Here is an 11,988-nt window from a genome sequence, read left to right as displayed (position 1 = left end):
TAGAGTGTAAGTAGCGCAGCAGATTAGGCCAAGACGACCTTGGCCGAATGCTCGTAAAGTGTTGTATCCAACTGACTGCTTTTGCTTAGTTGAACTCAGGCTCAATAGGCTTTTAATTAAGGTGTTTATGCGCGTTTTATTGTTGTCTGCTTACGAGGCGGTTAGTCATCGCTACTGGGCACAAAGCCTGATGGCCGAAGTTGATGACGTATCTTGGACACTGCTTAGCTTGCCGCCACGCCACTTTTCATGGCGAATTCGTGGTAATCCATTGAGTTGGTGGTTAAAAGAGTATGAAACACTCAGTGAACCCTATGATGTTATGTTAGCCACCTCAATGGTGGATATTGCCACGCTTGTTGGCTTATTTCCCCATTTAGGACGTGCCAGAAAGATTGTTTACTTCCATGAAAACCAGTTTGCCTACCCTGAGTCTAGCGATCAAACTTCCCAGGTAGAGGCCAAGATGGTCAATTTGTATGCGGCTCTGGCGGCAGATACGTTGGTGTTTAATACCGCCTACAACCGTGACTCTTTTTTCGACGGTGCGCGGCGGTTCTTAAAAAAAATGCCTGAAAATCTACCGGCCGCCAAACCGTTAGAGCGCTTACGCCAGCAGGCGATAGTATTGCCCGTGCCAATAATGCCGCTAACGGATATTCCCCAGACTAATGCACACCCACGCCGGATCATTTGGAACCATCGCTGGGAGTACGATAAAAATCCTGAGGATTTCTTTGCGGTGCTGTTCAAGCTGAGTGAACAGCATGTGCCTTTTGAGTTGGCGGTGCTTGGCCAGCGCTTTCGCGATGTGCCGAGCATTTTTGATGAGGCAGAGGAGCGCTTGGCGGCGCAGACAATATGCTGGGGGCCACAGCCTGAACAGGAGTATCAGGCATTGTTGAATGGCGGTGGCATTGTGGTCTCCACGACGTGGCATGAGTTCCAAGGATTAGCCATTATGGAAGCCGCCCAGCGCGGAGCGACTCCGCTAGTACCAGACAGGCTGTGCTTCCCCGAGTTATACCCCAGTGACTATCGCTTTGATGGCACGCAAGAGGGGCTTTATCAACGGCTGTACGCTTGGCTAACCGACCCCGCTAGTCAGCCAGTACTGTTGAATACTCAGCAGTGGCAGTGGCCCGAATGGCGCCGCGCTTATCGTGCGCTTTTGATGGGGCACTGACCGGTGTCAGGTTCAAGTAAGTGAATCCAATCGCCTAGTTGGCCAATGTACTACCGCCGTATGGCGACGCATTTTTTTGGCCAGAGCGGGATGTTCGCGCTGAATGACGTGCTCGGCGAAGTCTGATAAAAAACGCGATTTCAGCTCGGCGCGCGCCCGATCTACGCCACTGTGCTGATAGGGGGTCGAGGCAAGCAGCATAAAACCATCGTCAGGAATTCTTCCAGTCTGCATGTTGGCGTCGATGATTGCCGCGGCGGTGCCAATGGGTTCGGCTAAATCAGGGCCATAGGGGCCGATAATTAGCGCCGTGTTGGGAAGGTGCAGAAAATCGAATCCACGGCCAATACAGATGACCCACTCTCGGTGCTCAATATCCAGCTCTCGTTTAACCCCATGTAGCGCACTCACATGGGCAAGGTTACCTTCAAGCAGGGGGAGTAAATCCCGCTGGATCTCTTTTGGCATGTCGGGGCATAAACTGGCAAGCGTAGCCCCTAACGCGTCTGCAGGCTGACCTAGCCAGTCACGCATATCCAGCATATCACCATGGAGTCCGTGAATAATCAGTGCATCACTGTCGGTTTCAAAGCCACACACTAACGGGTAAACCTGCTGATGATCACTGCCAAACAGCTGGCCTGCTTGTTTGGCTATCGCGTAAGCGTAAGCCTTTGCTGCGTCGGTGTCGCAATTAAAACCAGCACAACCACGTGCCTGATGGCCGCTCGAAAAATGATAAGTGATTAACATTAAAGTGGCGTGCCCATTATTAGCAGCTCTAATTACGGCATCGGTGAGCAGTTCTCCCAAATAGGGCCAGCCCAAATCGAAAATACCGCCTAAATTGCGAAATGGGGTAATAATGCCGAGCGGTGTGCGAGTGGCGTGAGGAATATGGATACGACCATCCATGCACTTCATCACGACTATCGAGGTGGGGTGTTTTGCCATATAACGTTGCCGAGCTAGCCATGCGCCGGGGCTACAAAAATGCTCGGCGTGCTGTCTGGAAAGATCCAAGAGCGCATCAATACGCTGGGCAATGGGCTGGTCATGAAGAAGCTTGGCAGGGGTTGGCATCTTGTTTTTCTCGCGTTAACGACCAGCTTAGGCAAGCTCGGTTTTGTCTTTATAGTCGCATAGGTCTTCAATAATGCAGCTGCCGCAGCGTGGTTTGCGTGCAATGCAGGTATAGCGCCCATGAAGAATCAGCCAGTGGTGGGCGTCCTGCTTAAATACATTAGGTACATGGCGTAGTAGCTTCTGCTCAACCTCAACGACATCTTTGCCTTTGGCGATACCCGTGCGGTTAGAAACCCGAAAAATATGCGTGTCTACGGCAATGGTGGGCTGGCCAAATGCAGTGTTTAGGATCACATTGGCGGTTTTTCGCCCAACCCCAGGCAAGGCTTCCAGCGCCTTACGTGTTTCAGGTACTTCGCCACCATGTTGATTGATTAGCAAGTGGCAGGTTTTCATCAGATTTTCGGCCTTGGTATTAAACAGCCCGATAGTTTTGATGTAACTCTTTAGCCCATCAATGCCTAGGTCAATGATTCCTTGGGGCGTGTTGGCCACAGGGAAAAGTTTGTTGGTGGCCTTGTTAACGCCAACGTCCGTCGCTTGAGCCGACAGCAGCACCGCGGCCAGCAGTTCGAAAGGCGTGCTCCAGTTTAGCTCAGTCGTGGGGTGCGGATTTTCCGCCTGTAGGCGAGCAAAAATTTCATGTCGCTTTTGGGCATTCATCGGGTGTTCTCTTGGTTATTTGATAGTGCCAGTAACGCGTACTCGACGTTCTGTCCGGGGTGTTGCTCGAGCAGGTTGCGCGCGAGCGGTGCGGCGTTGATCAAGTACATTTTTTAAAGCAATCAATAATCCCGCAACGAAGAAAGCCCCAGGTGGCAGCACGAAGAACAAAAACTGATAATCGTCTACCAAAGTAAGTTGCCAGCTTGTGGCGATAGGCCCAAATAGCAGCGCCATATCGCTAAATAGGGTGCCTTGGCCAAGCAATTCGCGTAGCACTCCTAGCAGTACCAATACGGCACCGAACCCCAGGCCCATCATAAAACCGTCGATGGCGGCCGGTAATACCGGCTGGCGTGAAGCAAAGGCATCTGCGCGCCCCAAAATGGCGCAGTTAGTGACAATCAGCGGAATAAAAATTCCTAACACTTGGTAAAGCGAGTAGGCAAACGCAGCCATTAACAGTTCGGCGCAGGTAACAAAGGCGGCAATCACCATGACAAAGGCGGGGAGTCTCACTGCACTGGGAACCTGGTGTCGAATCAACGAAATGGTGGTGCTGGCGCCGACCATGACAAGCAGGGTGGCGAATGCCAGCCCGAGTGCATTGACGACGCTGCCACTGACTGCCAGCAAAGGGCATAGCCCCAGTAATTGAACGAGAGCAGGGTTATTTGACCATAGGCCGTTTCGGGCTAGTTCGCGCCACTGACTCATTGGGTGGGCTCTTCAAAGGTGATAGGGAGTTCTGTTTCGGCAACATAGCTCAGTGTATGGTGGATAGCATTGACAACTGCGCGTGGCGTAATGGTGGCGCCCGTAAAGGCGTCGAAGTGGCCACCATCTTTGCGCACGGCCCATCCACTCGGCGGCAAACTGTTTAAGCTCAATCCATTAAACTCGGTTATCCAGTCACTTCGCTGGCGCTCAATGTCATCGCCAAGACCAGGCGTTTCTTGGTGTTGGGTAACGCGTACGCCGGTAATGCGTTGCTGCTGGTCGATGCCCACGAGTAGCCCAATTTCGCCATTGTAACCTTGACGAGTAACGACCGGCAGAATGACGACACGCTGATGATTTCGCTGGACGTGCCATCCATGTTGAGGTTCGCGGTGGCCTAATTGTTCTGGGTTGGGTAGTTCGAATACGCCGTCTAAAACCACTTGAACAGCTATATCTTTCATAGAGTCCGGCAATACGTTCTGCAGTTGGCGGTGCTGATAGGCTAGCTGATGATCAGCGATACGCTCAGCCGTCATCGCTCGAGTTAACGCAACGCTGCCTGCGGTGACCAGTGAGAACATCCCCAAGGCGAAAGCGCCGCGTAGCATGGCTTGGCGGGGCGTCATAGTGACTCTCCTCGCTTTGTGCGCTGCTGCGCATTAGGCTGTCCCCTAGGGCGTGGAACGGTATAGATATCCAACAGCGGTACGCATAAATTCATCAGTAAAACGGCAAATGCCACCGCATCTGGGTAGCCGCCAAACGTGCGGATAATCATTACCAACGCGCCAATCCCGGCGCCAAAAAAGAGTTTCCCTCGGCGGCTGGTCGCCGCTGAGACGGGATCAGTGGCAATAAAAAAGGCCCCAAATATTGCAGCACCAGTGGTTAGATGAAAAAACGGTGAAGCGAAGTGGCTTGGGTCGCTGGCATAAAATAGTGTTGCGAGCACTGTTATGCTAACAAGCATCGAAACAGGGATATGCCAACTGATAATCCGTTTGGCAATTAATAACAGTCCACCTGCTAACCAGGCTAGCGCGACGTTACGCCAAGCGTTCAATGTTCCTTCGGGTAGTGGCTGACCAGCCCAAAATTCGCTGGCCAGCACCGCTTCACCTTTATGCTTGAAGGCATCTAACGGCGTAGCCCCACTTAGCGCATCCAGCGCGGAAGCCGGCAAAGTACCGTTTATCTGGCCCCATAGGTTTTCGGAGATAAGTGGCTGCGGAGGCGACCATAACGTCATATAAGTGGGGAACGACACTAATAACAGCGCGTAACCTACCATGGCGGGGTTGAAAGGGTTTTGGCCTAGGCCGCCATACAGTTGTTTAGCAACCACAACGGCCGCAATAACGCCAATCCCAATGAGCCACCAAGGGCTAGCAGGCGGTAGCGATGCACCTAACAGTACGCCTGTTAGTAACGCGCTTGAATCCAACAGTGCAGGCCGTAATGGGCGTTGGCGGAGTTTTAAAACCAGCGCTTCTGCGCCGAGTGCAAACAGCGCCGCGAGTAGCACGTTACTGATAACACCCAAGCCAAAGTAAAACGTCATCGCGCCAAGCCCAGGCAAGGTGGCGACGATCACCCAGCGCATTAAATGGGCAGTGGGTGGCATCGTATTTAATGACTCAGTCGTTAGCTGCGAGGCGTGCATCATGCTCATGGCGATTCCTTTTGTGCCATTGTGGCGCGAGCCTCAGCCAGCCGAGTATCAGCTGCCTTAAGGTTTTCTTGGGCGGTGGCCAGCTGGGTTTCTAAATCATCATGGCGCTGGTTGGGGTCTTGTGCGGCAGCTCTTGCAAGGGTTTTTTCAGCTTTTCTCACCGCTGCTTTAGCGGCGGTTTGTGCAATGCGTAAGCTACGCAAGTCAACCTCTGGCGAGAGACTGTTGGTTGCCTTCAAGCTGTCTGAAGACTGGCGGCTTTGTGCCTGTCTCGCTTGGCGGCGTGCTTGCTTCTCGGCATCTTCGCGGGCCAACCTCGCCTGACGAAATTCAAACCGATGTTTGGCGTGATCGGCTTTAGCGGTTTCAATTCGCTTAACGCGAATACGCTGCTTTGCTGAACGATAATCCTGCACCAATGGAATGTAACTAGGGCAGACAAAGCTGCAGGCGCCGCACTCAATACAATCAAATAAGTGGAGCTTTTCCAGCGTATCGTCGTTCTCCGCACGGGCATACCAAAGCAGCTGTTGCGGAAGAAGCTGGACAGGGCACACGCTTTCACAGGCACCACAGCGAATACAGGGAGACTCGCTAGGGGCTGGTGGAAGCTCTTCATGAGTGGCTGCGATCAAGCAGTTCGTCGTTTTAAGCACCGGCGAGTCAAGCGTCGAAAGTGGTATACCCATCATTGGGCCGCCGGCAATGACTTGATGAAGCTGTTGGCTTTCTAAACCAGCCTGCTGAAGCAGCCAGCTAATAGACGTACCAAGGCGCACCCAGTAGTTGCCCGGCGTGCTGATGGCGTCTCCCGTCAGGGTGACGATTCGCTCGATCAAAGGTTTACCATCACGCACTGCGTACAACGCTGCCAGCAGTGTACCGGGATTGTGGCAGAGGACACCGACATCGGCGGGAAGGCCGTCACTGGGAACATCAAGGTTGAGCAACTTTTTGATCAATTGGCGCTCACCACCACTAGGATATCGGGTCTCGATGACCTTCAGGGTTATGCCTACTGGGTGCTGATAGCTAGGGGGCTGACAGAGAGATAATGCATCTTTTAACACACGGATTGCTTCGGGCTTATTATCTTCAATCCCCACCACTATCTGTTGGGCGCCGCAGAGCTTAGCTACCATCTGCGCACCTTCCAGTATGTCAGTTGGATAATGGCGAAGAGCCAGGTCGTCTGCCGTGATATACGGCTCGCATTCGGCGGCATTGACCACCAGCGTATCAATGCGATGATGGTCGGCGATTTGAGCTTTGATATACGTGGGGAAACCGGCACCACCTAGGCCCGCTAGCCCGCTGTTATCTAGTCTATCAATGAGTGCCGCGTGGTTTTCGGTACGCCAGTCAAGACAGGGCAGCGTTTGCCAGCGATCTAGACCATCGGCGTTGATAGTGATGGCGCTATCACTAACCTGAGTCACCGACCCGCTAATACTGGCGTGTAGGTTTGCCGATATCATGCCGTCTCGCTGAGCAATCAGGCTACCTACCTGAACCACATCATCGATAGCAACACACGGGATGGCGGGGTTGCCAGCATGCTGTTTGAGTGGAAGCGTTACCTGAGTAGGTAGAGGTGCGTTTCGTAGCGGCGATTGGTTTGAGCGATCTTTGCGTTCGGGCGGAGTGATGCCACCCGGGAATTCATAGGCCGGCATGCTGGCTCCTGGTTGGCTGGCGATCGCTGGCGATTAAAGGCGTTATGTTGGCAATAGGCTGCCATTGGCTGAGCGACTTGCTTCTAGGCAACATATCAATACAGTCTACGGGGCAGGGCGCGACGCACAAGTCGCAGCCTGTGCACTCATCCTCTATCACCGTGTGCATTTGCTTCGCAGCGCCAATAATGGCATCCACCGGGCACGCTTGGATGCACTTAGTGCAACCAATGCACTCGGCTTCACGAATAAATGCGACGGTATCTTCGGTGGCTGCCTCGCCATCCAGTGGCGCAGGTTCTCGGCCTAGTAAGTCCGCTAATGCGTGAATAGTTGCTTCGCCGCCAGGTGGGCACTTATTCAACGCATCGCCCTGATTGATGGCTTCGGCATAGGGTCGGCAGCCCGGGTAGCCGCACTGACCACATTGGGTTTGTGGTAACAGTGCGTCGATCTGCTCTACCAGCGGGTTGTCTTTGCCTTTGAAGCGCACACTGGCCATACCCAGTAGTGCTCCAAAGGTTATTCCTATTCCGGTCAACACACTCACTGCACTGAGAATGCCCCACCAAGAAAACATGTCTCCCATGGCGGTTACCCCTGCGCTAATCCTGAAAAACCGAGAAAGGCCAATGACATAAGACTCGCCGTGACCATAGCAATGGCTGCACCTCTAAAGGGGGTTGGTATATCGGCGTTGGCTAATCGCTCACGCATTGCTGCGAACAGCACTAAAATCATCGAAAACCCTAGTGCAGCCCCCAGGCCGTAAAGGGTGGTATGAAAAAAACTAAGTTCACGGTTAAGCGATAACAAAGCCACACCAAGCACCGCACAGTTAGTCGTAATCAGCGGTAGAAAAATCCCCAGCACCTGATGTAGTAGGGGACTTAGTTGGCGCACCATGATTTCGGTAAATTGTACAACGGCGGCAATAACAACGATAAAACTGATGGTGCGAAGGTAGGTAACATCCAAGGGCACAAGTAAGCCATGATAGACCACGTAACTAGCAGCAGATGCCAGTGTCAGCACGAACGTCGTCGCTAGCGACATACCCATGGCGGATTCCAGCTTATTTGAAACCCCCATAAACGGGCAAAGCCCTAAAAACTGCACCAGCACAAAATTATTGACCAGCGCAGTGCTGATCAAAATCAGAAAGAGTTCATTCATAACGGCGTATTGTGCGCAGAAAAAGTGTTACTGGCTAGCGGTGGTTTAAATAGCACGACTTGGTGTCGTCCGGCTGCTTTTGCAAGATAGAGGGCTTGGTCGGCAGTACTCATTACGGCACTTGGCGAAGGCGTCTTGCTGTCTTGCAGCATAGCGATACCAACGCTTACCGTTACATAGGGCTTCACGGGTGATGTGGCGTGGGGTAGCTGCAGTTGGTCTATCACTCGCGTCAGTTGCTCGCCAATGCCCTTGGCAGAATCTGGAGAAGCTCCCGGCAAGATGGCGCTGAACTCCTCTCCTCCCGTTCTGGCAATTAGGAAGTTGAATTTGGTTGCGATGCTATTAAAAGCGCCAGCAACTTGCTGCAAACATTCATCGCCTTGTTGATGACCGTAGTGATCGTTGTACAGCTTGAAGTGGTCAATATCCAACATCATAACCGCTAATTCACTTGGTGTTGAGACAGCGTCTGAAAAGGCCGTTTCTAGGCGCTGATCATAAAGCCTGCGGTTAGGTAGACCCGTTAGTGCGTCATGGGTGGATAGCTTCAGCAGCTCGGCATTGAGCTGCTGCTGGAAGGCGAATTGCTCTTGAAACGTACGTGCCAGTAACCCTATCTCATCGTTGCGTTTGGTAAGCCCATGGGCATCCGCCCCATCAATGCCTACTTGCTGAGTAAATTGAGTTAATAAACGTAGCGGCTTTAGCACAATTTTCTCAAGAAGCAGTAGTACCAAGGCAATGACCATGATCATCAAGCCAGCGGTCCATAACAGCACATAACGAAATGTGGTTAAGCTGGTTAAATAACTTGTACGATTAAGCTCAATGCCTACGCCTAACGATACAGAGCTGAGAGAGCTCGATGTAGGGAAGTAACGTTCGGCAAATACCGTATTGCCTGAAAAGCTGAAAACATCGCTGATAGAAATCGTCTCCTTACTGAGGTTGAGGGTGATAGGTAGCCCTGTATAACCCTCCATAAACGCCAGCCAATCATCATCTAATGAGCGCGTCTTGAATAACCACCCAACTGCCGTGCCACTTTTGTCAGTGCGTAAAATTGGGCTAGAGGCCATTATTGCCGGAGGACGGTCAGGGTAAATGCTACTCTGATCGGTTCTGTTTTCGGCAATGGCTGTCTGCATATTGGTTACCCATGGGGTCATCCAACTGCAGTCATCGATAGGGGCTCTACATGTTTGGTAGTCGCCTGTTACTGGATTTATTCCAGCAAGAAAGTGCACGTCTCCGCTGGTTGTGAAAAACGCCATGAGCTGATAGCGCATGTCTTCAAACATTTCTTGGCTAAAGTTGACCTCTGCATAGCGTGGATACTCGCCTTGTATGAACTGATAAGTATCATCCCAGTGAGCCCAGTCCCGCACCTGAGCATGCAGCTGCTGCTGATCCAGCTCAAAGCTACGTTCAACGCGGTCCAGCTCCCGTTTTACCATAGCCCGTTCTTCTGCCTGCAGAGCCGGGAATATAAGCCATGCGCTTATTACCGCTAGCGCGGCAATTGCACATAGAAGTAATCCGCCAAGGGCAGCGAAAAAACGAAAACGCAATGAGCGTGGGATACGCTGGTGCATAAAGCGAACTCAGTAGGGTTAAAATATCAGTACGAACTCATAAAAAAGGGGCTGAGGTTGCGTACTCAGCCCCTTTATCGAAGTATACCTAATTAAGTTACACGCTGTCCTGGTTCCGCGCCTGCATCGGGGGAAAGTAAGTAAATCCCTTCTTTATTAGCTGATGCTAGCACCATACCTTCTGATAAACCGAAGCGCATTTTGCGAGGAGCTAGATTAGCCACCATGATAGTCAAGCGGCCTTCGAGTGCTTCCGGTGAGTAAGCAGAACGAATGCCGGAAAAGACATTGCGTGTTTCACCACCTAAATCCAGCGTAAGCTGGAGCAATTTGTCAGCACCTTCAACGTACTGCGCTTTAGCAATTCGGGCAATGCGTAAATCAACTTTAGCGAAATCTTCAAAGCTGATTTCTGCCGCAATTGGTTCTTCCGCCAGTGGTCCTTTTGGAGTGTTTTTCAGCTTCTCCTCTTCCACCAAATCCTCCTTGGATGCCTCAATCATGGCGTCAATCTTATCCCGTTCAACCCGCGTCATTAACGGTTTGAATTTGTTGATCGGGTGATTGATCAGCACGTTATTGCGACTGTGCCAGTCTAGTGAATCAATATTCAAGAAATCGCGCGCCTGTTCGGCCATGGTTGGCACCACGGGTGCAAGATAGACCATTAACTGGCGGAACAAGTTGATGCCTACCGAGCAAATTTCCAGCACCTCGGTATCATGGCCTTCCTGCTTAGCCAGTGCCCAGGGTGCCTTGTCGGCGATGTAGGTATTGGCTTCGTCGGCCAATTCCATAATTTTGCGCATGGCCCGGCTAAATTCACGCGCTTCAAAATCGTCAGCAATCTCGTCGCCAGCAGCGATAAAGCGGGCGACCATTTGTGGTTCGGCACAGTGTTCAGCCAGTGTGCCGCCACCCAGTTTTTTCACAAAGCCCGCGCAGCGGCTGGCGATATTGACAACCTTGCCGACCAAGTCAGAATTAACCCGTGCGGAAAAGTCGTCTAGGTTGAGATCCAAGTCGTCTACTTTTGACGTTAATTTAGCGGCAAAGTAGTAGCGTAAGTATTCAGGGTTTAAGTGTTCAGCGTAGGTGGCTGCTTTGATGAAAGTGCCGCGAGATTTAGACATTTTGGCACCGTCTACGGTTAAGAAACCGTGACAGTTGACCGCAGTAGGCGTGCGCATGTCTGCACCATGCAACATGGCAGGCCAAAACAGGGCATGAAAATAGACAATATCTTTGCCAATAAAGTGGTAAACCTCTGCGGCCGAATCCTTCTTCCAAAAGGTATCGAAGTCGATACCTTCCCGGTCACATAGGTTTTTAAAACTTGCCAGGTAGCCGATAGGCGCATCTAACCAAACATAGAAGTATTTGCCCGGTGCATCAGGAATCTCAAAGCCAAAGTAGGGCGCATCTCGGGAGATATCCCACTCATTAAAGCCCGACTCAAACCACTCCATCAGCTTGTTGCGAATTTGCGGCTGGACATGGCCGTCGTTAATCCATTGCTGAAGAAATTCAGCAAAGTCTGGCAGCTTGAAAAAGTAATGCGTAGAGCTGCGCACTTCAGGCGTTGCCCCTGAAATAGCAGAGACAGGATTGATTAAGTCGGCAGGCGTGTAAGTGGCGCCGCACTTCTCGCAGTTATCGCCATACTGATCATCGGCACCACATTTGGGGCAGGTTCCTTTAATAAAACGGTCAGCTAGGAACAGACCTTTTTGCGGATCAAACATTTGCTCAATATCGCGGGTGGCAATATGGCCTTTATCACGCAAGCGGGTGTAGATCAGTTCGCTAAAATAGCGGTTTTCATCTGAATGGGTGGAATGATAGTTATCAAATCCCACGCCAAAGCGAGCGAAATCTTCCTGATGGTCTTGGGAAACGCGCTCAATCAAGGCTTCGGGCGTGATACCTTCCTGCTCAGCCCGCAGCATAATGGCGGTGCCGTGGGCATCATCGGCGCAAACATAGTAGCACTGCTGTCCACGACTTTTTTGAAAACGCACCCAAATGTCGGTTTGGATGTACTCAAGAAGGTGGCCCAGGTGAATGGCACCGTTGGCATAAGGAAGCGCGCTTGTCACCAAAATGTTGCGCGGGGCAGTATTTGACATGGTGAATGATAATTCCGGTTAGGCAGTGCAAATAAAGACGGCGAAGTAGGGGTGTGCTTCGCCGGTAACGTCAACATGC

11 protein-coding genes are annotated in these 11,988 nt (G+C 51.7%); 1 reads left to right on the top strand and 10 read right to left on the bottom strand.

Annotated elements, in window-relative coordinates; all coding sequences use genetic code 11:
• Positions 1–127: 127 nt before the first annotated feature.
• The gene (locus tag REH51_RS00280; protein ID WP_009724741.1) at positions 128–1,186 is read left to right on the top strand and encodes a tRNA-queuosine alpha-mannosyltransferase domain-containing protein; all 1,059 of its coding nucleotides are present in this window, start codon (positions 128–130) and stop codon (positions 1,184–1,186) included.
• Between the two features lie 12 nt (positions 1,187–1,198).
• On the opposite strand, the gene REH51_RS00275 is transcribed toward REH51_RS00280, so the two are convergent.
• The 10 genes from REH51_RS00275 to metG all read right to left on the bottom strand — a co-directional run bounded on the left by REH51_RS00275 (position 1,199) and on the right by metG (position 11,909).
• On the bottom strand, positions 1,199–2,269 hold the full coding sequence (locus REH51_RS00275) for a hypothetical protein (RefSeq protein ID WP_498936582.1): 1,071 nt from the start codon (positions 2,267–2,269) through the stop codon (positions 1,199–1,201).
• Between the two features lie 27 nt (positions 2,270–2,296).
• The gene (nth, locus tag REH51_RS00270; protein ID WP_009724743.1) at positions 2,297–2,935 is read right to left on the bottom strand and encodes an endonuclease III; all 639 of its coding nucleotides are present in this window, start codon (positions 2,933–2,935) and stop codon (positions 2,297–2,299) included.
• A 15-nt stretch (positions 2,936–2,950) separates the two neighbouring features.
• Entirely contained in the window at positions 2,951–3,652 is a 702-nt protein-coding gene (locus tag REH51_RS00265; protein ID WP_009724744.1) for an electron transport complex subunit E, read from the bottom strand.
• Positions 3,649–4,284, bottom strand: coding sequence for an electron transport complex subunit RsxG (gene rsxG, locus REH51_RS00260; RefSeq protein WP_009724745.1), 636 nt, complete (start codon positions 4,282–4,284; stop codon positions 3,649–3,651). Before rsxG ends, REH51_RS00265 begins: the two co-directional genes overlap by 4 nt.
• The gene (locus REH51_RS00255) at positions 4,281–5,330 is read right to left on the bottom strand and encodes an RnfABCDGE type electron transport complex subunit D (RefSeq protein WP_009724746.1); all 1,050 of its coding nucleotides are present in this window, start codon (positions 5,328–5,330) and stop codon (positions 4,281–4,283) included. Before REH51_RS00255 ends, rsxG begins: the two co-directional genes overlap by 4 nt.
• On the bottom strand, positions 5,327–7,006 hold the full coding sequence (rsxC, locus tag REH51_RS00250; RefSeq protein WP_009724747.1) for an electron transport complex subunit RsxC: 1,680 nt from the start codon (positions 7,004–7,006) through the stop codon (positions 5,327–5,329). Before rsxC ends, REH51_RS00255 begins: the two co-directional genes overlap by 4 nt.
• Positions 6,993–7,595: an electron transport complex subunit RsxB gene (rsxB, locus tag REH51_RS00245; protein WP_039869777.1), complete on the bottom strand. Its 603-nt coding sequence runs from the start codon at positions 7,593–7,595 to the stop codon at positions 6,993–6,995. Before rsxB ends, rsxC begins: the two co-directional genes overlap by 14 nt.
• A 5-nt stretch (positions 7,596–7,600) precedes the next feature.
• Complete coding sequence (gene rsxA / locus REH51_RS00240; RefSeq protein ID WP_009724749.1) at positions 7,601–8,182, bottom strand: electron transport complex subunit RsxA; 582 nt, start codon at positions 8,180–8,182, stop codon at positions 7,601–7,603.
• Positions 8,179–9,780, bottom strand: a complete 1,602-nt coding sequence (locus REH51_RS00235) for a sensor domain-containing diguanylate cyclase (RefSeq protein ID WP_498936580.1) — start codon at positions 9,778–9,780, stop codon at positions 8,179–8,181. The genes rsxA and REH51_RS00235 overlap by 4 nt, the downstream gene beginning before the upstream one ends.
• Before the next feature lie 92 nt (positions 9,781–9,872).
• Positions 9,873–11,909, bottom strand: a complete 2,037-nt coding sequence (gene metG / locus REH51_RS00230; RefSeq protein ID WP_009724751.1) for a methionine--tRNA ligase — start codon at positions 11,907–11,909, stop codon at positions 9,873–9,875.
• Positions 11,910–11,988 lie beyond the last annotated feature (79 nt).

Source organism: Halomonas bluephagenesis (assembly GCF_054790765.1).
Note: the sequence above shows the minus strand (reverse complement) of the source record. Positions and strands in the feature narration are given on the sequence as shown.

Coding starts and splice junctions, on each gene's coding strand:
- REH51_RS00280 (WP_009724741.1), top strand. CDS start 128: ATGCGCGTTTTATTGTTGTCTGCTTACGAGGCGGTTAGTCATCGCTAC.
- rsxB (WP_039869777.1), bottom strand. CDS start 7,595: ATGGGAGACATGTTTTCTTGGTGGGGCATTCTCAGTGCAGTGAGTGTG.
- nth (WP_009724743.1), bottom strand. CDS start 2,935: ATGAATGCCCAAAAGCGACATGAAATTTTTGCTCGCCTACAGGCGGAA.
- rsxC (WP_009724747.1), bottom strand. CDS start 7,006: ATGCCGGCCTATGAATTCCCGGGTGGCATCACTCCGCCCGAACGCAAA.
- rsxG (WP_009724745.1), bottom strand. CDS start 4,284: ATGACGCCCCGCCAAGCCATGCTACGCGGCGCTTTCGCCTTGGGGATG.
- REH51_RS00275 (WP_498936582.1), bottom strand. CDS start 2,269: ATGCCAACCCCTGCCAAGCTTCTTCATGACCAGCCCATTGCCCAGCGT.
- REH51_RS00265 (WP_009724744.1), bottom strand. CDS start 3,652: ATGAGTCAGTGGCGCGAACTAGCCCGAAACGGCCTATGGTCAAATAAC.
- rsxA (WP_009724749.1), bottom strand. CDS start 8,182: ATGAATGAACTCTTTCTGATTTTGATCAGCACTGCGCTGGTCAATAAT.
- REH51_RS00235 (WP_498936580.1), bottom strand. CDS start 9,780: ATGCACCAGCGTATCCCACGCTCATTGCGTTTTCGTTTTTTCGCTGCC.
- REH51_RS00255 (WP_009724746.1), bottom strand. CDS start 5,330: ATGAGCATGATGCACGCCTCGCAGCTAACGACTGAGTCATTAAATACG.
- metG (WP_009724751.1), bottom strand. CDS start 11,909: ATGTCAAATACTGCCCCGCGCAACATTTTGGTGACAAGCGCGCTTCCT.